This is a genomic window from Alterluteimonas muca, assembly GCF_021191595.1.
GTDB classification, from domain to species: Bacteria; Pseudomonadota; Gammaproteobacteria; order Xanthomonadales; family Xanthomonadaceae; genus Luteimonas; species Luteimonas muca.
This window is the reverse complement of the sequence record NZ_JAIWPS010000001.1, coordinates 219266-243460: the sequence shown is the minus strand read 5'-3', so window position 1 is coordinate 243460 and position 24195 is coordinate 219266. Positions and strand designations below refer to the sequence as shown.

Genomic DNA, 24195 nt, shown 5'->3' with positions numbered 1-24195 from the left:
TGGGGCCGCCACGGGTTGCGAAGTGGACGATGCGATGGCAGCAGCGCCTGCTTCCGGGTCGAGGACGCCAGCCCCAATGCACCTGGCGTGTCCGGGCATCTCGCCGGCTACGGCGTCAGCCGAGGGCGACGATCTCGATGTCGGTGCGTGGTGGGGCGGGCGCGGCCAATGCCGCGGCCGGGGTGCCGCCGAACGCGTGCCATGCAGCGCGCTTGCGGGCGACGAGGTCGGGGTCGAGTTCAAAGCGCCGCAGCTGGCGCGACGCCAGCAGCGAAGGCGCGGGCCAGCCGTCGTGCAGTGGGACCCCGAGGCGCACGCATCCGCTGCAGGTGGCGGCGGCAGCCACCGCGTGTGCCACGGCCGCCTCATCTCCCGTGCCATCGGAGGGCTGCGGTGCCAGCACCACGTCGCCGGGCTGCAGCTGGCGACGCAGGCGGTCGCCGAGCACGTCCCGTTCGGCGTGGAGGCTGCCGACCGGCAGGCGGAAGCGTTCGATGCCACCGCTGCGCACGTCGAGGGCATCGAGGGCGCTATCGAGCCGTGGCCGCCAGCGCGCGGCGCTGGCGTGGCCCTCGCCATCGGTCAGCACCCAGACCCACACCGGCAGTGCGCGCCGGGCCGCGGCGGCGAGCAGGCCACCGGCCGCCTGTACGCCATCGCCCGGCCGGGGCGCGACCAGCACCAGGCGGGTGGCCGACGCGAACAGGCGATCGGCATCGAGCTGCGGCAGCCCGTCGCACCACGTGGGATGCGCGACCACGGCATCGGCGCTGCGCGGCCCCGCCCGGGTACGCAGCTGTTCCTGCGCAGGCGCCACCAGCCCGGTACCGACGGGCGCGGAAAACACCTGTGGGATGGCTGCGTGCATGGCGCGGTGTCGGGGGACGGGGTGGCAACGGTAGGCGCGCCGCGGTGAGCGCCGCGCCAAGAACCGGCATCGTTGCGACAGCGTCGCGGCGCAAACCGTGCGTTGAGCGGTCGGCCAACCCGCGGCGTGCGAACAGCGGTCAGGGCGCTGCGGGTGGAGTCCGGCGCTTCACGCGCTCAGTCGGCGTGCACCCGGTAGCCGTTGCGGCCGGCATCCTTGGCCGCATACAGCGCGGCGTCGGCCTGCGCCATCAGGGTGACCGCGTCCACCGGACCGGTGGCATAGGCGATGCCGATGCTGGTGGTGATGAGCAGTGCGGTGCCGCCGGCATCGAGCGCCTGCGCGTTGCTGGTCTCGATGATCTTGCGGGCGATGGTCTCGGCGGTGCCGGGCGCGGCGTTCTCCACCAGGATGGTGAACTCGTCGCCGCCGAGGCGCGCCACCAGGTCGGTCGCCCGCACCGCAGCGGACAGGCGCTGCGCGAACTGCTGCAACACCGCGTCGCCTGCGGCATGGCCATGGCCATCGTTGATGCGCTTGAAGTGGTCGATGTCCATGCACAGCACCGCCAGCGGCGTGCCGTGCCGCTGCAGCCGGCCGAGCGCCTGCTCGAAGCGCTCATCGAACTGGCGGCGGTTGGCGAGATTGGTGAGTGCATCCACGCGCGCCAGCCGTTCCAGTTCACGCCGGCTCTCCTCGAGCGCCTGTTCGGCCGCGACCCGCGCGCTGACGTCGCGTGCGTTGAGCATGACGTCGACACGGTCGCTGCCGTCATCGGCGGGGATGGGACGCCAGACACCCTCGACCCACACGAAGCGGCCATCGCGATGCTGCACCCGGTAGACGTCGGTGCGCGGCTCGCCGCTGGCCAGCACCGCGGCCATCGCCTCCTGCTGCAGCGTGCGGGCCTCGGGATGCAGGATCTCCCAGCGCGAGCCCAGCATTTCCTCCGGTGTCCAGCCGAACATCTCGGCGGCCGCCGGTGACGCGTACAGCAGCTCGCCATCGGCGCGCACGCGGGCGATGAGGTCATGCGAATGCTCGGCGAGCATGCGGTAACGGCGCTCGCTTTCCGCAAGCTGGCGGGCCAGGCGCTGGCGCTCGGTCATCGCCAGGCTCATCGGGATGGTCATCAGGCAGCCACCGGCCAGGTACAGCTGCAGCAGCGCGATGCGGCCGTCGTCGTCGAGGCCGGGCAGCCACAGCGCGCCGAAGCCCAGATGGGTGGCGTACGCACCGATCAGCCCCAGCGCGATCACCCCCAGCGCCACGCCGACGAAGCCGTGGCGCACCGCCACCAGCAGCAGCGCCGGATAGGCCAGGAACAGCACCGGATACGGCAGCAGGAAGACCACGGTGGCGACCACCACCAGCACCGCCATCGTCGCCGTGAGGCTCCAGCCGCCGCCCATGGTGAACATGCCGCGACCGCGTCGTTGCGCGACCAGCGTGGTGGTGCCCACGATCACGATGCCCAGCACGTGCGCGGCATACCAGCCTGTGAACGCGGCCGCGAAGGGCTGGCCGTGCATGCCCTGGGCCACCGTCGCGGCGGCCAGCCCCGAGACCGCGCAGGCCCCCAGCGTGGCGGCGGTGGAAACGCCACCCAGCCGCATCCAGTCACCGGGGTCGCGGATGTCGGGCACCCGGCTGCGGATGACGCCGGCCACCAGCAGCGCCTCGCCCGAATTGCACAGCGCGATGAGCGTGGCATACGCGAGCTGGTCTCCGGCGAGCAGCCGCGCCGGCAACTCGGCGGCATATGCCACGGCCAGGTAGCCGGGCCAGGTGCGGGTGCGCCGGGTGAGCAGCCAGCCCGCGAGCAGGCCGTTGCCCACCCACACCGCGGCCAGTTCACCCGGCCCGCGTGCGAATGTCAGCGCCAACCACGCGGTGGCCGCGATCAGCACCGCCAGCACGGCGCGATCGACGCGATAGGTACGTGGCAGTTGCAGGCGTTGCAGCATGGCGCGGGCGTGATGGTGGACCACGACTCTAGCGCAGCCCGCCGTGAGGCCGCTGCACTGCGCAGGCAGCGCGGCTCGGCTATGCCGCCGGCAGATGCGTGCCTGCGATCTGCGCGATCATCCGGAACGAGCGCAGCCTCAGCTCGAAGTCGTACACGTCCGACACCACCATCAGCTCGTCGGCACCGGTGCGCTCGGCCAGCGCCTGCATGCCGGCGCGCACCGTCTCCGGGCCGCCGATGATGCTGTGCGCGAGCATCTGCGAGGCCTGCGCCCTCTCCATCGGGGTCCAGTAGTCGTCGATGTCGTCGATCGGCGGCCGGGTCAGGTTGCGTGCGCCACGGAAGATGTCGGCAAACGACATCTGCTGGCTGGTCGCCAGGCGCTTCGCCTCGGCATCGGTGGGCGCGGCAACGATGTTCACGCCGACCAGTGCATAGGGCCGGTCGAGCTGCGGCGAGGGCTTGAAGCCTTCGCGGTAGATCGCCAGCGCCTGGTCGAGCGCCTGCGGTGCGAAGTGCGAGGCGAAACCGAACGGCAGGCCGAGCTCGGCGGCGAGCTGCGCGCCGAACAGGCTGGAGCCGAGGATCCACAGCGGCACCTCGGTGCCCGAGCCCGGCACCGCCTCGATGCGCTGGCCCGGCTGCACCGGCCCGAGCCACGCCTGCAGTTCCTGCACGTCCTGCGGAAAGTTGTCGGAGTTGCCCGGGGGACGGCGCAGCGCGCGCAGGGTCAACTGGTCGGTACCGGGAGCACGCCCGAGACCGAGATCGATGCGGCCGGGAAACAGCGTGGCCAGCGTGCCGAACTGCTCGGCGATGACGTAGGGCGCATGGTTGGGCAGCATCACCCCGCCGGCACCCACGCGGATGCGTTTCGTGCCCGCAGCCACGTGCGCGATGACGATCGAGGTAGCCGCAGTGGTGACCGCCGGCATATTGTGGTGCTCGGCGATCCAGAAGCGCTCGTAGCCCCAGTCTTCCGCCTGGCGGGCGAGCTCGCGCGCCTCGTCGAGCGCGGTGCGGCGGTCGCCACCCTCACGGACGCGGCCCAGCTCGAGGATCGACAGCCGTGGCATGGCACGCGCGCTCATCGCCGCATCTCCGAGCGTTGCCTGGGGCCCGGGCGGGCGCGGCGGACGGCGGGACGCTGGATCGGCAACATGGCAGAGCTCCGGATTCCACCCCGTCGGCGCGGACGCGCTGGAGTGCGATACCGGAGGGATGGGGGCTGCGATGGCGCGGATCAACCGTGGGGATGAAGCCGCCGGATGGCAACGCCCTGGCATCGCGCAGCGTGCCCTGTAGGTACGGGCGGCTGGCATGGGCGCTGGCCCCTGCTTCGCGAAGCCGGTGCCGATGCAGCCGCTGCGGCGCTTGATCGGTGCCGCACACGACGGCCGGCCGAGATGCCGCCATGACGCCACGGGTCACACCGCTGTCAAGCCGGGCCGTGATGATGCCGGGTGCCGCCATCCGCTGGAGTTGACGATGTTCCGTTGCCTCGCGCTCGGGTTCGCCCTGGTTGCCATCTCCGTCCACGCCGCAGATGTGCCACGAAGCAATCCTGCACAACCCACCGCGAAGCCGCTGGTCATCGCCCATCGCGGCGCCAGCGCCAGCCTGCCCGAGCACACGCTCGCCGCCTACGCACGCGCGATCGGGGAAGGCGCCGACTACATCGAACCCGACCTGGTCGCCACCCGCGACGGTGTGCTGGTGGCGCGGCACGAGAACGAGATCGGCGGAACCACCGACGTGGCTGCACACCCGGAATTCGCCAGCCGCAGGACGACGCGCACGGTGGACGGCCACGAGCTGGAAGGCTGGTTCGTCGAGGATTTCACCCTGGATGAGCTGCGCACGCTGCGCGCCCGCGAGCGCCTGCCGCAGCTGCGCAGCACCGCCTTCGACGGCCGTGACCCGGTGCCGACCTTCGACGAGATCGTGGACCTGGTGGCGCGCGAGGCCACGGCGCGCGGCCGGGTGATCGGCCTGATCCCGGAAATCAAGCATTCCAGCTACTTCATCGCACGCGGGCTGGCCATGGAGGAGCGCCTGCTCGACGCACTGGCCGCGCATCCCTACACCCGCACCGCGCCGGTGGTGATCCAGTCGTTCCAGACCGCCAACCTGCGCGCGCTGCGCGCCAGGCTCGGCGACGGCCGCGCCAACATCCGCCTGATGCAGCTGCTCGGCGCACCCGACGCGCTGCCGGCCGATCTCGCCGAAGCGGGCGGCCCGACGTATCGCCAGATGCTGACCGCCGACGGCCTGCGCGACATCGCGTCCTATGCCGACATCCTCGGACCGCACCTGGGCTATGTGGTCGACGTGGACGCCGATGGCCACCTCGGCGGGCCGACCCCGCTGGTGGCTGCGGCGCATGCCGCCGGGTTGCAGGTGATGCCCTACACCTTCCGCCCGGAGAACCACTTCCTGCCGCGCAGCCTGTGGCAGGGCGAGGACCCGCGCAGCCGCAGCGAGGACGGCGCGGTGGCGCACATCCGGGCGCTGCTGGTGGCCGGCATCGATGGCTTCTTCACCGATGACGTCGTCATCGGCCGTCGGGCTGTGGACGCAGGGTCATGGTCTGGCGATCCACGCTGAAACGTTGCCGTCGCAGGCGCGCCTGCACCGCGGCGCGGTCGTCGTAGAGACGCTGGCGGCAGGCATCGGCCGGCAGTTCGAGGAACTCGACCGTGACATGGTCGCCATCGATCGCCAGCACGCTCGCGCCGTGGCGCCCGCTCTGTGCATAACGCATCGGGCTGAAGGCCGCAGTGAACATCGCGTCGAGGTTGGCCACCATGCGCTCGCCGGCGGCCCGCACCGCGGGGTCGTCGCCCTGCACGGTGCGCGCGATCATGCCCTTCAGCGGCTCGGACGATACCGCCGGCGTGGTGAACTCCACCGTGGCCGCCGAATGCTGGGTGGCGAACCCGGCATGGATGTCGCCCGACAGCAGGATCACGCCGCCGGCCGGGTCGAACACCTCCCTGAGCAGCTGGTCGCGCTCCACCGGGAAGCCGTCCCAGTGGTCGACGTTGAGGTAGAAGCGGTGGCGCATCGCGGCGGGTGCACCGATCGCCTCGTCGCGCAGGTCGAGCACCAGTGAGGTGAAGGAGACGGAGCTCGCCACCACGCGGAAGCGGGCATCCGGCGCCTGCAGCCTGGTGGCCAGCCAGTCGCGCTGCTCAGCGCCATAGGCGCTGGGCGCGCCGTCGAGCGCACGCAGGGCCGCGAACAGGTCGTAGCTGTCCTTGACCACCATGTAGCGCGAGCCCATCGAACCGAACAGCGCGGTCTTGCCCAGGCCCAGCCAGGCAAGGCCACGGTCCAGGCTTGCGGCATCGGGCGCCTGCAGCTGTCGCTCTGCCGGCGCGGCCGAGTTGTAGCCGGCCAGAAAGCGCTCCACCACCGGCAGCGCCATGAGCCCGGACGTCGCCGCGCGGGCGCGCTCGACCGCGTCCACCTGCGCCTGGCCCGCGGCCACGTAGGCGCCGGTGACCACGGCGCGCAGCGCTTCTCGCAAGGGCGCGTGTTCGTCCCGCGCGAGATCGACATAGGGCATCAGCGATGGCGCGAGCCGTGCGTAGTCCATGCCGAGCTTCGGCAACCGGGCCTCCAGCGCGGGACGGTCATAGACGACCTGGCCCGGGAACGCGTCCTCCGGGATCGGATGATCCGGCCGCGCACTGCGGTAGTCGGTCAGCAGCAGCTGCAGCGCGCGGCCGAAGCGCAGCTCGCGCCACAGCGAGAGGTTGGGGTGCAACCGCCCGCGCTCGACCGGCAGACCGTCGCCGCCGCCGCTGTCGAGATCCACCGGCATGTATTCCAGGTACGCCTGCTCGGCGTTGCGACGACGCTCGCGGTCGCGTTCGTCGCCCGCACCGTCGCGGTAGGTGCCGACGTCCTGCCAGCAGTCGTCGGAGAACTCGTGGTCATCCCAGATCGCGACCAGCGGCGCGTGCTCGAGCAGCGCCTGCAGCGCCTCGTCGCTGCGGAAGCTGCGGTGCACCTGTCGGTAGTTCGACAGGCTGCGCGCGGCGAAGTAGCGGCCCGCGCCTTCGCCCAGTGCAAGTGCGCCCCGGGCGTCGTCGAACACGATCCGGCGCTCGCCGCTGGTCTCCTGGAAGCTGGGGTCGCCCACGGTCTCGTAGATGAAGTCCCCCAGGTGCAGCACGAAGTCCAGATCCTGGTCGAGCAGCGGCAGCAGGCTGTTGTACCAGCGCCCGCCGAAGTCCTGGCAGCTCAGGAACGCAAAGCGCAGCGGCACGTCGGCATCCGCCGCGGGCGCCGTCCGGGTGCGGCCGTATGGCGACGACACGAAGCCACCGCCGTCGTCGAGCAGGAACCGGTAGTGGTAGCGGCTCCCCGCATCCAGTCCCGCCACGCGAACCTTGATGCAGCCGTCGCTGTCGGCGGGCACCGCCACGTCGCGGTCGACCCTGAGCGCGGTGAAGCCCGCATCCTCGGCGACCTGCAGGCGCAGCCGCACCGGCCTCGCGCCATCGGCATCGGCCGCGACGCGCGTCCACAACAGCACGCGGTCAGGGCGTGGATCGCCGGACGCAACCGACTGCGGAAAGCGCAGGCGCGACACCGTGATGGCGTCGGCGGCCATGGCAGCCAGCACGCGTCCGGCAGGCACGGTCGCCGCCGCCGCGGACACGGCGATCACCTTGAGGAAGTTCCTGCGTCCCGTCGACTGCATGCGCACACCCCGTTTGATGAAGCCGACATGCTTCCCGCCGGTAATGACGCGGCGTTGACAGTACGGTGCCGCGTGGGCGTCATCGTGCTGACATTTGCGGCGGCGAAGGTGCGGGCCTTCAACGCCCGGCACACGCCGGGCCATTGCCGGAGATCCGCATGTCCTGCCGCCGCCATCCGCTCGCCCTGTCCCTGCGCCTTGCCCTGGTTGCCGCCTGCGCAGCCCCGCTGACCGCCAACGCGCAGGACGTCGCACCCGATGGTGTCGTCGAACTCGACCGGATGATCGTCACCGCGCAGAAGCGCGAGCAGCAGGTGCAGGAGGTGCCGATCGCGATCAGCGCCTACTCCGGCGAGTTCCTGCAGGACTACAACGTCCGCGACTTCACCGACATCGGCAACGTGGTACCGGGCCTGGTGGTGCAGGAACAGAGCCCAAACAACCCGGGCTTCGTGATCCGCGGCATCACCTCGGACAGCGGCGAGGCCAACGTCGAGCCGCGCGTGTCGGTGTTCCAGGACGGCGTTTCGATTTCCAGGTCGCGCGGCTCGATCGTGCAGCCCTTCGACCTCGAACGCGTGGAAGTGCTGCGCGGCCCGCAGGGCACGCTGTTCGGCCGCGGCGCGCAGATCGGCGCCGTGCACCTGATCCAGAACAAGGCCTTCAACGGCTACGAATCCGGCTACACCGTCGGCATCGGCAACCACGGCGCGACCCAGGCCAGTGGCTACGCCAACGCTCCGCTGGTCGGCGACACGCTGTATGCGCGCATCGCACTCTTCCATGAGAAGCGCGACGGCTTCATCGAGAACCTGTCCGGCGGCGACCTCAACGGCAAGGACACGCTTGCGCTTCGCACCAGCTTCCGGCTCGACCTGCGCGACACCGATTCGCTCGACCTGATCTTCAATTTCCAGAAGGATGCACCACCCGGCACCGCGTTCCGCAGCGGCACCATCCCCACGCGCCGCGGCAGCCTGGACGTGCTCGATGGCACCGCGGACCTCAACCGGGGTGACCAGCTCGGTCTGGACCGCACGGTCAATGGCGTGACCCTGCTCGGCAACTTCCACCTGTCGCCGTCGTGGTCGCTGTCGACGATCACCGGATGGCGCGAGTTCGACTCGCACGAGGAGTTCGACGGCGACGGTGCGCAGGTGTTCGTGGCCGAGTTCGCCGAGGATGCGCGGGGCAAGCAAACCAGCCAGGAATTCCGCTTCAACTACGACGGCGGCGGCCGCTTCACCGGGTTCGGTGGTGTGTCGTACTTCCAGGAGCAGGGCAGCCAGCGCGTCGTGCTGCGCACCAACGAACGCAGCCTGGTGACCATGCCGGTGCTGGGCCTCGGCATCCCGCCGCTGCTGCCCGATGGTCGCCCGAACGAGATGGTCACCGCGCTGCCGATCGCCCCGGGCGTGGTGGTGCCGCTCAAGCCCTACCACGAGGAGCAGTACATCAACCACGGCGACACCACCGCCTGGGAACTGTTCGCCGACGGCACCTGGGCGGTGAACGACCGCCTGAACCTGACGCTCGGCCTGCGCGGCACGCATGAGGACGTGACCGCCGGCTACCAGTCCGACTTCCTCGGCGTACCCAGCATGCTCGGCATGATGCCGGTCAACGGCCCGGCCGCCTTCCCGAACCTGCTGTACCTGCCCTCGCCCCTGGTCGAGCGCAGCGAAAGCTTCAGGTCCCTGGTCGGGCGTGCAGTGGCCGACTACGCGATCAACGACGACCTGACCGGCTACGCCTCGATCTCACGCGGCCGACGCCCGAACGTGGTCAACGTGGACGCGCTGTCGAGCGAGATCATCGACGACGAGATCGTGATCAGCGGCGAGCTGGGCCTGAAGGGCGCGTTCGACGGCGGCCGCTTCGTCTACGACGTCGCCGCGTACCGCTACGAGTACAGCAACTTCCAGACCACCGTGCGCGACGACGACAGCCTGCGCTACGTGCGGGCCAACGGCGGCAACGCCACCGCGTGGGGTGCCGAACTGTCCATGAGCTGGCGCGCCAGCGACCGGCTCTCGGCGTTCCTCAACTACGGCTACATCGACGCCAGCTTCGACGACACCGACGACGACGGCAACGTGCAGGAACTCGCCGGCAACCGCTTCCGGCTGACCCCCGACCACACGGCATCCGCCGGCGTGGACATCCGCTTTCCGGCCGGCGCGCACGAGTGGTACCTGCGCCCGAGCTGGAACTGGCGCTCGCACGTGTACTTCGAGGACGACAACTTCGAGGGGATCGAGCAGGCCGGCTACGCGCTGTACAACCTCAAGGCCGGCGTGCGCACGGCCGACGGTCGCTGGGACCTCGGCGTGTACGCGTCCAACCTCACCGACAAGGCCTACCTGATCGACGGCGGCAACACCGGCCGCCTGTTCGGCACGCCGACCTTCATCCAGGGCAGCCCGCGGCTGTACGGGGTCACCCTCACCGGGCGTTTCTGAGGTCTCCCGGGCCTGCACCTTGGCCCGGAGGGGGACAGGGCCGGCGCACTGCGGGGCATGGATGCCCCCACCGGAGATGTCGCCGTGCATGTCATCGCAACGGCGAAGACTCCGGGCTGGACGTGGTGGCCGAAAAGGCGGCGCCCGCCCCGCCGTACTCAGGATGCGTCGGTGGTGGCCGCAGTGGTCGGCAGGCGCAGGGTGAAGGTGGTGGTGTCGCTCCCGGAGCGTACGGTGATCTCGCCGTCGTGCGCCCTGACCACCTCGCGCACCACGAACAGCCCCAGGCCGAGGCTGGCGTCGTCGTCCACTCCGTCGTATTCGGCACCGCGGCGCAGTGGATCGAACATCGTCGACAGCGTGGCCTCGGGGATGGTGGCGCCCCTGTTCTCGACGGTCAGCACCACGCCGTCGCCATCCTCGCCGAGGGCGATCCGCACGTCGCCGCGCGCATCGCCGTGCTTCACCGCGTTGTTGACCAGGTTGCACACCGCCTCGCGCAGCCGTGATGCATCGACACGGGCCTCGAGCCGTTCGGGGGCATCGAGCCTGATCCGCGTATCCGGCCACGCCATGCGCAGCATCTCGACCTCGTCGCGCAGCTCCCGGGTGAGGTCCGCATGCCTGCGCGTGATCCGGATGCCCATGCCCAGCGAGGTGCGGCTGAAGTCCAGCAGGTCGTCGAGCAGGGTGGACATGCGCTCGCCACTCATGATCAGGCGCCTGGCCAGGCGCGACAGCGGCGCGTCGGTCGTCATCTTCGACATCAGGTTGGATGTCAGCAGGATCGCGGTGAGCGGGCCACGCAGGTCATGGCCGAGGACGCCGAGGAAGATGTTGCGCCAGCGTTCGACTTCGGCCGCGTAGTAGGCCACGGATTCGGCGATCGCCTGGTCGATGGCCTGGTTGAACCGCGTCATGTCTTCGAACGTTTCGGCACTCACCGGCTCCTGCTCGCGCCACAGGCGCAACACCGCCGCGCGCAGCACACGGTACTCCGCCACGAGGTGCTGGATACTGAAGCCGGATTTCGCGCGCAGCTGGCCGTGCCACTGCGCCGGCGACATCGGCGAGGTGGCCGGGGTGTCGTGCTCGCCCTCGGCCTTCTCGCGTTCACGCTGCGCGGTCTGGCTGCCGCGCAGGTCGGTGACGATGATCGCGAGGATCTGCGGCAGGTGGTCACGCAGTGTCTCGCTGTCCAGCGCCACACGGCCGGCGAGCTGGCTGCCGGCGAACTCTTCCGCCGCGTCCACGATCGCCGTGGCGTTGTGTTCGATGTAGTCCGCTAGCCGCATCCTCTACCCGTGCTCGTCGGCGCCGCCGCCACTATGGCGGAGTAATACATGCCGGGCGACGCTGGAAAAGTGAATGGGTCAGCAGGCCGTTTGCGGGCGCCGAAGGACGGGGCCGTCCCGGCATCCAGCGCGTCACATTCGGCCGTTCAGAGAAAAAGCTCGCGGACGATCGCGGGCACCAGCGGCGATGCCGGTGTCCGGCCCGCGGCCGTCGTGGCGGGTGCGCGTCATCGCGCACGTCCAGACCGGAATGGTGGGCCCACCAGGATTCGAACCTGGAACCAAAGGATTCGCTTTCCCGGGCGTTTCCGCCCGGCGCGGACTATCTCATCACCCGCAGCCTGCGCTGGTGGGGTGCGGGACGCTCTAGCCTGTCATCAAGGGCACTGCAGCCCCCAGGTAGTCTCTGCACCTTCCGGCGGTGTACCGCCGGCTTGGCTCAGGATTGCCACCGTCCGGCCAATGCGGCCGCCGCTGCGGTTTCCCTGAATTCATCCCGTTTTTCCGCCGGCCCTTCCGATGCCGGGGTCACCTTTCGATGAGTCCTCTGCTCTAACCGTTGAGCTATAGGCCCGTTGCCAGTGCGATCTTACCTAATTCAAAGTCTCATCGACCTGCCGGATCAGGAAGGACCCCATGGACACCAACGCGGGATGCGTGGTCTGTCAGCAGCCGCTGCGTGGCCGTCAGCGTCGATTCTGTAGTTGCTCATGCAAGAACGCGGACACCAATCACCGCCATCAGAGCTACCGTGCCCAGCAGGCCCGTGGCACGAGACGCAAGCTGCAACTGGTCAGCGAAGCGGGGGGATGCTGCAGCCGCTGCGGATATCGCCGCAATGTCGCTGCATTGACCTGGCATCACCTTGACCCCGGTGCGAAGCGCTTCAATCTCGATCTTCGCGCGCTTTCGAACAGGACCGAAGCCGATATCCGCATCGGACTCGCGAAGTGCATTCTTCTCTGCGCCAACTGCCATGCCGAGGAACACTTCCCCGCACTGGCTTTACAGGACTGATCCGCGCGGCCTGTGCGGCAGCGTGTTGTGGGCGTGGGTGGCGGCGATGGCGGCCTGCCCGAAGGCCACGGAGATCTGGTTGAGGCCGCTGACCACGTCACCGATGGCGTAGAGGCCGGGGATGCGGGTCTGCTGGTGGAGGTCGACCTTGAGTTCGCCCTCGTCGGCGGGCAGGCCGAGGCCGCGCAGCAGGTCGGCATAGCTGTGGTGGCCGAGGTAGGGGTAGATGGTGTCGAAGGTCTCGTCGCCCTCCGGCGTGCGGTAGTGGCAGCGCTCGCCGTCGAAGTCGAGCGTGCCTCCCGGTGGCAGCACGCGCACGCCCAGTTCGCGGGCGGTGGCTGCATCGGCCCCGGCGAGCGCGTGGTCGGTGGGCAGCAGCGCCACGTCGGGCGAATAGGCGCGCAGGAAGCGCGCGTGGCCGATCAGTCCATCGGCCGGGCCGTGGATGCCGATGCGCTGGTCGCGCGCCTCGTAGGCATCGCAGACCGCGCACAGCCGCAGCGCACCGCGGGCGATCGCGTCCTCGCACCAGGGCACCTCGGGCAGGCGGTCGGCCACGCCGGTGGCGAGGATGACGTTGCGCGCATGCCAGCGGCGCTCACCGGCGCTGACGGTGAAGCCTTCCCCGCTGTTCTCGATGCGCTCGACACGGGCCTCGACGATCCGGGCCTCGAACGTTTCGGCCTGCGCACGCATCCGCGCCAGCAGCTCGCGCCCGGAGACGCCCTGCGGAAAGCCCGGGCAGTTGTGGCTTTCGGGGATGTAGCGCGCACGGCTGTGGCCGGCGTCGATGACCACGCAGCTGCGCAGGAAACGCCGCAGATAGGTCGCCGCGGTCAGCCCCGCGGGGCCGCCACCGATGATCGCCACGTCCACCTGGTCTGCCATGCCGGTCTCCTGCGCCGTCGCGGGAGGATGCGCGGGACAGGGTGATCGGCGCGTGGGGTTGGCGCGGTCGCCCTCATCCCGTGCTTCGCGCCACCTTCTCCCGCACGCGGGAGAAGGATTGCAGCTACGCAGGTAGCGCACGGGCACTCAGCCGGCAGACACGAAAAAGCCCGCGCGAGGCGGGCTTCTCCGGGTGAAGCGGTGACGCGGCTTCAGTCGATGTCGAGGAAGCTGCGCAGCTGCTCCGAGCGGCTGGGGTGGCGCAGCTTGCGCAGCGCCTTGGCCTCGATCTGGCGGATGCGCTCGCGGGTGACGTCGAACTGCTTGCCGACTTCCTCGAGGGTGTGGTCGGTGTTCATGTCGATGCCGAAGCGCATGCGCAGCACCTTGGCTTCGCGCGGGGTCAGGCCGGCCAGCACGTCGTGCACCGTTTCCTGCAGGTTGATGTTGGTGGTGGCCTCGACCGGGGACTCCACGTTGGTGTCCTCGATGAAGTCGCCCAGGTGCGAATCCTCGTCGTCGCCGATCGGGGTTTCCATGGAGATCGGCTCCTTGGCGATCTTCATCACCTTGCGGATCTTGTCCTCGGGCATGTCCATCTCCCGGGCCAGTTCCTCCGGCGTCGCCTCGCGGCCGTACTGCTGCAGCATCTGCCGGCTGATGCGGTTCAACTTGTTGATCGTCTCGATCATGTGCACCGGGATGCGGATGGTGCGCGCCTGGTCGGCGATCGAACGCGTGATCGCCTGGCGGATCCACCAGGTGGCATAGGTCGAGAACTTGAAGCCGCGGCGGTGCTCGAACTTGTCGACCGCCTTCATCAGGCCGATGTTGCCTTCCTGGATCAGGTCGAGGAACTGCAGGCCGCGGTTGGTGTACTTCTTGGCGATCGAGATGACCAGGCGCAGGTTGGCCTCGACCATTTCCTTCTTGGCCTTGCGCGCCTTGGCTTCGCCGTAGGCCATCGCACGGTTGATTTCCTTGAGGTCGGTGAGCGTCACGCCCATCGCCTTCTCGGTGGCGATGATGGCTTCCTGCTCGGCGACGATCTGGTCACGCACGTCCTTGAGCGCCGACGACCACTTCTGCTTGCGCTTGATCATCTCGTCCGCCCAGTCCGTATTGGTCTGGTTGCCGTCCCAGGCACGGATGAAGTCCTTGCGCGGCATCTTGGCCACGCGGGTGGACAGGTCGAGGATGCGGCGCTCGTGGTCCTTGATCTCGTTGACCACCTCGCGCAGCTTGCGCACGAGGGTGTCCATCAGCGGCAGCGGCAGCTTGAAGGTGACGAAGATCTCCGCCATCTCCTCGCGCAGCTTCAGCACCGCCTTCGCATTGGCGCCGTTCTTGGCGTAGGACTTCTGGAACTTGGTGTAGATCGCGGCCATCGCGTCCATGCGGCGCGCGACCTCGGCCGGATCCGGGCCGGACGGGCCGGCTTCCTCGGTCTCGGACGAATCATCGGCCTCGTCCTCTTCGGTCTCCTCGGCATCCGCATCGGCCGGCGGCGCGTTGGCGGCCTCTTCCTCGGCAGCGGCGGCGAGCGCGTCCTGCTCCTCGATGAGGTCGTTGAAGCCGACCACGATCTCCGGCAGGCGCTTCTTGCCGGCCTTGTGCAGCTCGAAGTCCTCGAGCAGCAGCTGGACCGACCACGGGAAGCTCGCCAGCGCGGCAAGCATCTGGTTCAGGCCTTCCTCGATGCGCTTGGCGATGGCGATCTCGCCCTCGCGGGTCAGCAGCTCCACCGTGCCCATCTCGCGCATGTACATGCGCACCGGGTCGGTGGTGCGGCCGCCCTCGCCGTCGAGCGCGGTCAGGGTGGCGGCGGCTTCCTCGGCGGCGGTGTCGTCGACATCGCGGTTGCCACTGGCTTCACCGGCCAGCAGCAGGGTCTCGGCATCGGGCGTGGTCTCGTGGACCTGGATGCCCATGCCGTTGATCATGCCGATGATGTCTTCGATCTGCTCCGGATCGACGAGGTCGTCGGGCAGGTGATCGTTGACCTCGGCGTAGGTCAGATAGCCCTGCTCCAGGCCCTTGCTGATCAGCTGCTTGATGTCGGACTGCGGCGCCGCCTGACGTTCGTTGGCCATAGAATCGCGCTACCAGAAGATTGGAAAAAAGTGAACCCGTAATTATACCAGCAGCGGTCCGTTTCCCGGGGCAAAACCGGGCATGGACGCCGCGCGGTTCAGGTACGCGGCGGGACGCTTGAGGGGCCTGTGCAACCGGCCCGGAGATGGATATGGGGCTGCTCGCGTGGATTTCCACCCGCCCCGCACTCCGGTGGCCCGGCCTGTGGAAGCAACCCCGCCGCGATGCGTTGCGGGGGCCTGATCGGAAGCGTCGCACGCAGGCGCGCTCCCACCGGACGTTGGCGGCCCGACCGCGGGCTCACGCCCTGAGCAGGAACGTCACCGGGCCGTCGTTGACCAGGCTGATCTCCATATGGGCACCGAAGCGGCCGGTTTCCACCACCGGATGACGTTCGCGGCACATCGCCACCAGGCGGTCGAACACCACCTCCGCCTCGGCGGGCGCCGCGGCGGTGCTGAAACCCGGGCGCATGCCCGACCGGGTGTCGGCGGCGAGGGTGAACTGGCTGACCAGCAGCAGCCCGCCGCCGGTATCGGACAGCGCGCGGTTCATGCGCCCGGCGTCGTCGGCGAAGACCCGATAGCCGAGCAGCCGCGTGGCCATGCGTTCGACCTGCGGGGTGTCGTCGCCCGGCTCCACGCCGACCAGGGCCAGCAGGCCCGGGCCGATCGCGCCGATGGTGTCGCCGTCGACGGTGACGCTGGCGCGGGTGACGCGCTGGATCAGGCAGAGCATCCGGGACGTGGGCAGTGGCGACCGCGGAAGGTTAGCGCGTCGCCGTGCCCGCCCGGCGGCCTGCAGGCTTGCGGGGCCCTCTACACTCGGCGCATGCACGAGTTCGCCGCCCGCCTGCTGTACGCGCTTGCCGCCCTGTTTTCCCGCCTGCCGTGGCGCTGGCAGCGCGCGGTCGCGCACGCGCTGGCGACGGCGTGGAACCGGCTGGATGCGCGCGAAAGCCGGGTGGCACGGCAGAACCTCGCCATCGCCTACCCGGACGCGCTGCCGGCCGAACGCGAGATCTGGCACGCGGCGGTCCTGCGCACCACCGCGCTGCAGTTGGTCGAGACCCTGCGCTTCTGGACCCGGCCGGCGGCCGCCAATCTCGCGTTGATCCGCGAGACGCACGGCGTGCAGCTGTTCGACGCCGCGCTCGCCTCGGGCCGGGGGCTGATCGTGGCCGCACCGCATTACGGGAACTGGGAGCTGCTCAACCAGTGGCTGGCCACGCGCACGCCGATCTCGGTGCTCTATCGCGCGCCGGAGTCGCCGGTGGGCGAGGCCTTCCTGCGACGGGTGCGCGCCAATGCCGGCGAGCGGGTTACCCAGATCCGCGCCGATGGCGCCGCGGTGCGCCAGCTGGTGCGGCTGCTGCGCGGTGGCGGCGTCACCGGGATCCTCCCCGACCAGCAACCCAAGGCCGGTGAGGGCGAATACGCGCCGTTCTTCGGCACCGGCGCGCTGACCATGACCCTGCTCGGGCGGCTGGCCGCGAAGACCGGCGCGACCGTGCTGTTCGCCTACTGCGAGCGCATCGGCGACGGCCCGGACTTCGCGCTGCGCATCGAGCCGGCCCCGCCCGGCCTCACCGACGCCGATCCGCGTACCGCGGTGGCCGCGCTCAACCTGGCGGTGGAACGCATCGCCCGGCGCGATCCGGCGCAGTACCAGTGGACCTACAAGCGCTACTCGATCCGCCCGCCAGGCAGCGGCGAGCCCTATCCCTACCCCAAGGCGCACGAGGAAGCCGCCCGATGATCGATCTCGACGACCTCGGCCCGGCGGCGCGCGATGCCGGCGACGACGACGGCTGGAACGCACTGCCACCGCGTGCGCGCTGGCTGTTCGCGCTGTCCGGGGCGATCGGCATTGCGATACCGGCCGCGGTGGCGCTGGTTGCGCTGGGCGTATGGATCGGTGGCGACGCCGCGCGCCTGGGCGCACTGGCCGCCTGGCTGGGGCTGGTGCTGCTGGGCGGCTGGATGGGCCTGCGCCGCTACCGCTGGACGCGCTGGCGGCTGGACGAGGACGGCTTCGGCCTGCAGCGCGGGCGCCTGTGGTTCACCGAAACACGGGTCCCGGGCACGCGCGTGCAGCACATCGACCTGCGTCGCGGGCCACTGGAACGCCAGGCCAACCTGTCGACGCTGATCGTCCACACCGCCGGCACCCGCGACAGCGCCGTGGCGGTGCCCTGCCTCGATGCCGGCGATGCCGAACGCCTGCGCGACCGCCTCGCGGCCTGGACCGGGCACGATGACGACGACGCCTGAGACCGGCGGCAGCGGCGGCCCGCCGGGCGCGGCGGACGACGGCGCGCCTGTCAGCGACAGCACGCCTGGTCCGGGCGCCGGGCCTGCGCCGGACATGACCCCGACCGCCGGTGGCGCGGACGCGGCCGGCAACACCGGCACGCCGCCGCCGGCCGGCACCGCCGCCCTCGCCACGGCATCCACGGCCGAAACCCTGCTGCCCACGGACGACGAGCGCCGGCTGCATCCGCTGTCCTGGCTGTTCGTGCTGCTGTCGCAGATCGGGCAGATGGTGGTGCCGCTGGTGGCGATCGCGATCTTCGGCGCCCGCGGCGATGACGGCATGCGGCTGGGCGTGGTCGCGATCGCGCTGGTCGCGCTGCTGGCGGCGGCGGTGTGGCGTTACCTCACCTTCCGCTACCGCATCGGCGCCGACAGCGTATTCGTGCGCAGCGGGCTGTTCGAACGCAGCCTGCGGCAGATCCCGTTCTCGCGCATCCACGATGTAGCGCTGCACCAGACGCTGCTGCATCGCCTGTTCGGCGTGGCCGAGGTGCGGCTGGAATCGGCCGGTGGCAGCAAGCCCGAAGCGCGGATGCAGGTGCTGACGCTGGCCGAGGCGATGGCGCTGGAGGAGGTCGTGCGCAGGCGTGCACCGGTGGCGACGGCAGCCGGCGGGCTGCCGGAGGCCGAAGCCGCTGCCATGCCCGCGACGCGCACGTTGCTGGCGCTGTCCACCGGCGAGGTGGTCCGCCTGGGCCTCGTATCCAACCGCGGCATGGTGGTGGTGGCCGGTGCCGTGGCGCTGGCGATGCAGGTGCTGCCCGACAACATGGCCGGTGACCTGCTGACCCGCGTCGCGCGCGAAGCCTTCGGCCGCGTGAGCGTGGCCGGCGGTGCCTGGCAAGGGCAGCTGCTGGCGGCTGCGCTGCTGCTGGTGCTGGCGGTACTTGCGCTGCGGTTGCTGTCGGTGGTGCTGGCGCTGGTGCAGTACCACGGCTTCCGGCTGGTCGAGGACGGTCGTCGGCTCGGCGTCGAGCGCGGCCTGCTGACGCGACTGCGCAACAGCGTGCCGCGCCGACGCATCCAGGCCTGGACGCTGCAGGAAAGTCTGCTGCACCGGTTGTTGCGGCGGCGCAGCCTGCAGGTGGACACCGCTGTGGTCAGCCGCGGCGAGGACCAGCGCAGCCTGTCGGAACTCGCGCCGATCGCCCCGGCAGAAGCCTGCGATGCGCTGGTCCGCCACCTGCTCGACGCCGGCGACTGGCCGCCCGCGCAGTGGCAGCCGCTGCACCGCCGCGCATGGTTGCGCCTGCTGCTGCCCGGGTTGGTGTTCGCACTGCTGCTGGGCACCGGCCTCGGCTGGTGGTTTGGCGCCTGGGGCCTGCTCGGCCTGCTGTGGCTGCCGTGGGCGATGTTCGCCGCCGCGCAGCACGCCCGCCGCGCGGGTTATGCCGTCGACGGCCGGCTGCTCGCGGTGCGCGAGGGCTGGTGGTCGCGGCACTGGCGCTTCGCCGAGATCGACAAGCTGCAGGCGCTGCGGTTGCGTCGCTCGCTGCTCGACCGCTGCACCGGGATGGCCTCGCTCTGGCTGGATACCGCCGGCGCCGGTTCGATGGCGCCCGCGCTGCGGATCCGCTTCCTGCCGCATGCGGAGGCGCGCGCCCTGCTCGACCGCCTCACCCGCGAGGTCGCGCGGCGGCCGCTGCGCTGGTAGCGACCGGCGCCACCTGGCTGCGGTGTCGGGGACACATGCGTCCGGTGGCGGCGCCCGATGACAACGTCGTCCAGCGGCATATCCGCTTCACCCTCACCGCGTAGCCGGGAGAAGCCGCACGCACCGCATCCGGGATCCATATCCGTCCGGGTTCCGCGTCGCGGATGCGCCCCGGCCGTGTCCGCCACGGCTACCGCACATCCGCGGATACGGCCGGCCTTCTCCGGGTCAGGGCGACTGCGTCTGCTGCGAGCGCAACGGCGGCTGGGAAGCGAGTTCCAGAAACAGCGCCTCGTAGCGCGCATTCATCCGCTCACGTGCGTATTCCGTGACCGCGAGCTCGCGCGCGCCCGCGCCAAGCCGTGCCGCCAGGGCGTCGTCTCGCAGCAGGCGCTCGAGCGCGTCGGCCAGCGCCGCCGGATCGGCCCCGGGCACCAGCAGGCCGTCGATGCCGTCCTCGATCACCTCGCGCACGCCGGGCACCGCGCTCGCCGCCACCGCACAGCCGGCGGCCATGCCCTCGATCAGCGCCAGCGGCATGCCCTCGTAACGGGTGCTGAGCACGGCGATGCGGTGCGTCATGAGCAGCTCCGGCACGTTGCGGCACAGACCGAGGAAGCGCACCTGCTGCTGCAGGCCGAGTTCCGCCGCCAGCCTTTCCAGCGGCCGGCGGTGGCGTGCCTTGCCGGCGCCCGCCAGCAGCACCGGCGGGCTCAGCCCGCGATCGCGCAGCAGCGCCACCGCGCGCAGCAGGGTCGGATGGTCCTTCTGCTTCGACAGCCGCGACACCATCACGATGCCCGCGGTGCGCGCCGGCGCAGGCACCGCATCGGCATCCGCGAACGGCGCCAGGCGGATGCCATTGGGGATCGCGATGGTGCGTCCGGGCGGCATGCCCATGTCCACCAGCACCTGCCGCACGCCTTCCGAACAGCCGACGATGCGGCTGCTGCGCGCGCCCAGCCAGCGCGTCTGCGCCAGCCGCCAGCGGGTGTAGCGCTCGCGGGTGTTGTGCTCCACGTGCACCAGGTGCGGCACGCCGGCCAGCAGCCCGGCGTAGCGCCCCCAGAGGTGTTCGCTGAAGCCGTGTGCGACCAGCACGTCGGGCCGGAACTCCCGGCACACGCGCACCAGCGCGAGGATCGTCGCCGCATGCGACCAGCCCGGCACCACCCGCAACGGCACGCCGGCGGCCTCCAGTTCGGCGATGCGCGCCGGGTCGGTACGGCGCTTGCGACGCAGCACCAGCAACGGCTCGACCCGGCCGCTGTCGCGCGCGGCATTGACCAGCTGGATCGCCACCTGGGTGGCGCCGCCGGAAAACCCGCCGGTCACGAAATGCAGAACGCGCGGCTTCGGCGCCGCGGGCAGGGTGCTCGGCGGCGGCGCCACAGGCATGACGCCCGGCGCCCGCGCCACGGCATCGGTCACGCAAGCGCCTCCAGCCGGCGCAGGCCGCGCCTCACCCGCCAGCCACGCATCCGCCAGCCGCGATGGCGGCAATGCGCCAGCACCTGCAGGGGGCCGTCCGGGAACAGCTGTGCCAGGGTGCGGCGGAAGTCGTCGACGATCGCCGCGTCCTGCCCCATCGCCTTCTGCGCGGTGGTCGCCAGACTGCGCAGGCAGAAGTAGTCGAGTGCGAACCGCGCGTCGCCGCTCTCGCCGGCGATCGGCACCAGGCCCGCGTGCAGTTCGCGCAGCGCCGCCATCAGGTGGTGGATCTTGTCCGGTGCCAGCGTCGCCATGATGCTGTCGGCGCGCTGCCGGTAGCCGACCATCGGGCGGTCCAGGTGCACGAAGCTGTGCGCATTGCCGACCAGCGCCGGCACCACCGCGATGTCCTCGAACGTGCGCCCTTCGGGAAACCTTGCCTGCCGCCACACGTCGACGCGGGCGATCTTCGACCACGCATGCAGCTGGCGGGCGCCCAGCAGGCCGCTCAGCAGCACGCGCGGATCCGATTGCAGCTGTTGCGATGCGCCGGCCCAGGTGCGCCGGTGCAGCTCGCCGCGCAGGCGGTGCTTGAGGGTGAACTTCTCGCGCAGCACGCGGAAGTCGCACAGCACCAGGGCCGGCGCATGCATGGACACCGCGTCGCGCACCGCGGCGATCGCGCCCGGCAGCAGCACGTCGTCGGAATCCAGGAACCACAGGTAATCGCCACGCGCATCCGCCATCAGCGTGTTGCGTGCCGCCGACAGGCCGCGGTTGCGGTCGTGGCCGAGCAGGCGGATGACATCGCCATGCGCCTTGCGCAGGTCGCGCGCGATGGTGGCGCAGTTGTCGGGCGAGGCGTCGTCGAGAAGCACGATCTCCACGCCGCCGTCGACCTGCGCGAGCACCGACTCCACGCATTCGCGCAGGTAGGGCTCGACGCGATAGAACGGCACGAGCACGCTCAGCCAGGGATGCGGGGGCGACATGTGGGGTGCGGTCGGCGCCGGTGGTGGACGCGGCGCAGTCTACACAGCGAAACGCTAGGGTTTGGTTAGCCGGCCCCGGACACAACCGACGCACGGGGACCCTCGTTCCCGGCGATCACGGTGTGCCCGTCGAATCGACTGCCGCCCGGCACGATCGCCCCTCTCCCGTCACGGGAGACGGAATGGGGTGAGGGCATGCCAGCCTCACCCGCTCAAGCCGCCGTACGCCGCAGCCGTGCGTAGAAGAAGCCATCGCCGTCGGCATCGCCGGGCAGCCGCTGGCGCCCGGCGCCGGCCACCCGCCCAAAGCGTTCGTCGAGTGGTTCGGCGCGGGCATCCGGCGTGCGGGCGAGGAAGGCGTCGACCTGCTGCGCGTTCTCGGCGGCAAGGATCGAGCAGGTCGCATACAGCAGCACGCCGCCGGGCGCGAGCAGCCGCCAGCAGGCGTCGAGCAGGGTCGCCTGCAATGCAAGCAGCGCATCGAGGTCCTGCGGGCGGCGATGCAGCAGGATGTCGGGTTGCCGGCGTACGACCCCGGTGGCCGAGCACGGCGCGTCCAGCAGCACGGCCTCGAACGGGGTGCCATCCCACCAGCCGTCCGCGGCGCGGGCGTCGGCCGCCTGCAGCGACGCCGCGGGCAGGCGCAGTCGCGCAAGGGTGTCGGCCACGCGCTGCAGCCGGTGTGGATCGACATCCAGCGCGGTCAGCCGCAGCGCCGGGTCGCGCTCGAGCAGGTGCGCGGCCTTGCCGCCCGGTGCCGCGCAGGCGTCGAGCACGCGCGCCCCCGCCGGTGCCGCCAGCGCATCGGCGACCAGCTGGGCGGAGAGGTCCTGGATCGACACGTCGCCGTCGTCGAACCCCGGCAGCTGCGCGACCGGCACCGGCGTGCGCAGCAGCAGGGCGTCGACCGGCCACGCCGGCAGTTCCGCCTGCACCTCCTGCGTGGCGAGGCGCGCGCGGTAGGCCTCGCGGTCGCCATGCCGTGCATTGACGCGCAACCACGCCGGTGCCGCGGTCGCGCTGGCGGCGAAGATGTGCGCGGCCTCGTCCGGCCAGTCGGCGTGGATGCGTTCGCGCAACCACGCAGGCCAGGTATCCGCCGGATCGCCCGCCGGCAGGCCATCGCGGATCGCACGGCGCAGCAGCGCGTTGACCATCCCGGACTGGTGGCTGCGGCCGAGCGTGCGCGCGGCCTCCACGGTGGCGGCCACCGCGGCATGCGGCGGCAGGCCGAGCGGATCGAGCTGCGCGAAGCCTGCATGCAGCAGCGCGCGCAGCAGGCTGTCGCGCGCGCCGAGCGGCCGCGTCGTCCATGCGGCGAGGGCGGCGTCGGCACGCGTGCGCTGGCGCAGCGCGGCGAAGCAGATCGCCTCCAGCAGCGCGCGATCGCGCGGGTCGCGCATGGCCGACAATGCTGTGGCGAGTTCGGTGCGCAGCGAGCGGCCGCGGATCACCGCATCCAGCACCCGCGCGGCGGTCGCGCGTACCTGGGCACCGGCAACGGGCGCGGCCATCAGCCCTGCGCGGACGGCACGGCGGGATCGCGCCGCGCGTTGAGCCAGTCGGCGGCGGTGATCGCCTTGCCGCCCGCGCGCTGCAGGGTGCGGATGCGCAGCGCACCGTCGCCGCAGGCGACGTCGATGCCCTGGCGGCCGGCCGCCAGCAGGGTCCCCGGTGCGGCCCCGTGCGCGAGCGGCAGCGCGACCGCCGCATGCAGCCGCAGTCGCTCGCCGGCGACATCGGCTTCCGCCATCGGCCACGGATTGAAGGCGCGCACGCGGTTGGCCAGCACCGGCGCCGGTTCACGCCAGTCCAGCCGCGCTTCGGCCTTGTCGAGCTTGCGCGCGTAGGTCACGCCTTCGGCCGGCTGCGGACGCGCCACCGGCTGGATGCCCACGCGCAGCAGGCCGAGGCCGTCGGCCAGCACCTGGGCGCCGAGCGCGGCGAGCCGGTCGTGCAGCTCGCCGCCGGTCTCCTGCTCGCCGATTGGAGTGCGCTGTTCCAGCAGCACAGGGCCGGTGTCGAGGCCCTTCTCCATGCGCATCAGGCACACGCCGGTCTCGGTATCGCCGGCCTCGATCGCACGCTGGATCGGTGCGGCGCCGCGCCAGCGCGGCAGCAGCGACGCATGCACGTTCCAGCAGCCATCCACCGGGATGTCGAGCACCGCCTGCGGCAGCAGCAGCCCGTAGGCGACCACCACCATCAGGTCCGGCTTCAGTGCGCGCAGCGCCTCCTGCACCTCGGCCGCACGCAGCGTGTCCGGCTGCAGGACCGGGAAGCCCATGTCCTGCGCGGCACGCTTCACCGGCGACGGCGTGAGCACGCGGCCGCGGCCGGACGGTCGATCGGGCTGGGTGTACACCGCGACGACCTCGGCCTTGCCCGCCGCCGCGCGCAATGCGGGTACGGCGAATTCGGGGGTGCCGGCAAACACGATTTTCATGCGGAGGGTCCGTCAGGAAACTGGAAGGGCGCCGGTAACGGCTCCATCGC

18 protein-coding genes are annotated in these 24195 nt (G+C 70.9%); 6 read left to right on the top strand and 12 right to left on the bottom strand.

All coding sequences use genetic code 11. The features are described from left to right. Positions 1-115 precede the first annotated feature (115 nt). The 3 genes from LDO11_RS01115 to LDO11_RS01105 form a co-directional block, all read right to left on the bottom strand. The gene (locus tag LDO11_RS01115; RefSeq protein ID WP_232139883.1) at positions 116-868 is read right to left on the bottom strand and encodes a hypothetical protein; all 753 of its coding nucleotides are present in this window, start codon (positions 866-868) and stop codon (positions 116-118) included. Between the two features lie 176 nt (positions 869-1044). Beyond that, the gene (locus tag LDO11_RS01110) at positions 1045-2835 is read right to left on the bottom strand and encodes a sensor domain-containing diguanylate cyclase (RefSeq protein WP_232139881.1); all 1791 of its coding nucleotides are present in this window, start codon (positions 2833-2835) and stop codon (positions 1045-1047) included. Between the two features lie 79 nt (positions 2836-2914). Further along, the gene (locus LDO11_RS01105; RefSeq protein ID WP_232140312.1) at positions 2915-3913 is read right to left on the bottom strand and encodes an LLM class flavin-dependent oxidoreductase; all 999 of its coding nucleotides are present in this window, start codon (positions 3911-3913) and stop codon (positions 2915-2917) included. A gap of 412 nt (positions 3914-4325) precedes the next feature. Between LDO11_RS01105 and LDO11_RS01100 the strand changes: the two genes are divergently transcribed. Further along, a complete protein-coding gene (locus LDO11_RS01100) occupies positions 4326-5444 on the top strand; it encodes a glycerophosphodiester phosphodiesterase (protein ID WP_232139880.1) in 1119 nt (372 codons plus the stop codon). Here LDO11_RS01100 and LDO11_RS01095 read toward each other — a convergent pair. Next, positions 5392-7551, bottom strand: a complete 2160-nt coding sequence (locus tag LDO11_RS01095; RefSeq protein WP_232139879.1) for an alkaline phosphatase D family protein — start codon at positions 7549-7551, stop codon at positions 5392-5394. The genes LDO11_RS01100 and LDO11_RS01095 overlap by 53 nt on opposite strands. Before the next feature lie 158 nt (positions 7552-7709). Between LDO11_RS01095 and LDO11_RS01090 the strand changes: the two genes are divergently transcribed. Next, entirely contained in the window at positions 7710-10013 is a 2304-nt protein-coding gene (locus LDO11_RS01090) for a TonB-dependent receptor (protein ID WP_232139878.1), read from the top strand. 158 nt (positions 10014-10171) lie between these two features. Here the strand turns inward: LDO11_RS01090 and LDO11_RS01085 are convergent, their stop codons facing one another. After that, positions 10172-11308: a sensor histidine kinase gene (locus LDO11_RS01085; protein ID WP_232139877.1), complete on the bottom strand. Its 1137-nt coding sequence runs from the start codon at positions 11306-11308 to the stop codon at positions 10172-10174. A gap of 636 nt (positions 11309-11944) precedes the next feature. On the opposite strand from LDO11_RS01085, the gene LDO11_RS01080 reads away from it, so the two are divergent. After that, positions 11945-12325 (top strand): hypothetical protein, encoded by a 381-nt coding sequence (locus tag LDO11_RS01080; RefSeq protein ID WP_232139876.1) that lies wholly within the window; start codon positions 11945-11947, stop codon positions 12323-12325. Here LDO11_RS01080 and LDO11_RS01075 read toward each other — a convergent pair. The 3 genes from LDO11_RS01075 to dtd all read right to left on the bottom strand — a co-directional run bounded on the left by LDO11_RS01075 (position 12314) and on the right by dtd (position 16045). Next, positions 12314-13213: an NAD(P)/FAD-dependent oxidoreductase gene (locus tag LDO11_RS01075; RefSeq protein WP_232139875.1), complete on the bottom strand. Its 900-nt coding sequence runs from the start codon at positions 13211-13213 to the stop codon at positions 12314-12316. The two genes, LDO11_RS01080 and LDO11_RS01075, sit on opposite strands and share 12 nt — an antisense overlap. Before the next feature lie 212 nt (positions 13214-13425). Beyond that, complete coding sequence (gene rpoD / locus LDO11_RS01070; protein WP_232139874.1) at positions 13426-15306, bottom strand: RNA polymerase sigma factor RpoD; 1881 nt, start codon at positions 15304-15306, stop codon at positions 13426-13428. A gap of 301 nt (positions 15307-15607) precedes the next feature. Then, on the bottom strand, positions 15608-16045 hold the full coding sequence (dtd, locus tag LDO11_RS01065) for a D-aminoacyl-tRNA deacylase (protein ID WP_129134887.1): 438 nt from the start codon (positions 16043-16045) through the stop codon (positions 15608-15610). 93 nt (positions 16046-16138) lie between these two features. Here dtd and LDO11_RS01060 point away from each other — a divergent pair, with 93 nt between their 5' ends. Genes LDO11_RS01060 through LDO11_RS01050 form a run of 3 tightly spaced genes read left to right on the top strand, consistent with a single transcriptional unit; the run spans position 16139 to position 19276 of the window. Beyond that, on the top strand, positions 16139-17065 hold the full coding sequence (locus tag LDO11_RS01060; protein ID WP_232139872.1) for a lauroyl acyltransferase: 927 nt from the start codon (positions 16139-16141) through the stop codon (positions 17063-17065). Continuing rightward, positions 17062-17580 carry a PH domain-containing protein gene (locus LDO11_RS01055; protein ID WP_232139870.1) on the top strand — a complete coding sequence of 173 codons (519 nt, stop codon included), beginning with the start codon at positions 17062-17064 and terminating at the stop codon, positions 17578-17580. Before LDO11_RS01060 ends, LDO11_RS01055 begins: the two co-directional genes overlap by 4 nt. After that, complete coding sequence (locus tag LDO11_RS01050) at positions 17564-19276, top strand: PH domain-containing protein (protein ID WP_232139868.1); 1713 nt, start codon at positions 17564-17566, stop codon at positions 19274-19276. Before LDO11_RS01055 ends, LDO11_RS01050 begins: the two co-directional genes overlap by 17 nt. A gap of 228 nt (positions 19277-19504) precedes the next feature. Here LDO11_RS01050 and LDO11_RS01045 read toward each other — a convergent pair whose 3' ends face one another. The 4 genes from LDO11_RS01045 to fmt all read right to left on the bottom strand — a co-directional run bounded on the left by LDO11_RS01045 (position 19505) and on the right by fmt (position 24145). Further along, complete coding sequence (locus LDO11_RS01045; protein ID WP_232139867.1) at positions 19505-20707, bottom strand: glycosyltransferase; 1203 nt, start codon at positions 20705-20707, stop codon at positions 19505-19507. Beyond that, a complete protein-coding gene (locus LDO11_RS01040) occupies positions 20704-21699 on the bottom strand; it encodes a glycosyltransferase family 2 protein (protein WP_232139866.1) in 996 nt (331 codons plus the stop codon). The genes LDO11_RS01045 and LDO11_RS01040 overlap by 4 nt, the downstream gene beginning before the upstream one ends. 212 nt (positions 21700-21911) lie before the next feature. After that, on the bottom strand, positions 21912-23213 hold the full coding sequence (gene rsmB / locus LDO11_RS01035; protein ID WP_232139864.1) for a 16S rRNA (cytosine(967)-C(5))-methyltransferase RsmB: 1302 nt from the start codon (positions 23211-23213) through the stop codon (positions 21912-21914). Beyond that, entirely contained in the window at positions 23213-24145 is a 933-nt protein-coding gene (gene fmt / locus LDO11_RS01030) for a methionyl-tRNA formyltransferase (protein WP_232139862.1), read from the bottom strand. The genes rsmB and fmt overlap by 1 nt, the downstream gene beginning before the upstream one ends. Positions 24146-24195 lie beyond the last annotated feature (50 nt).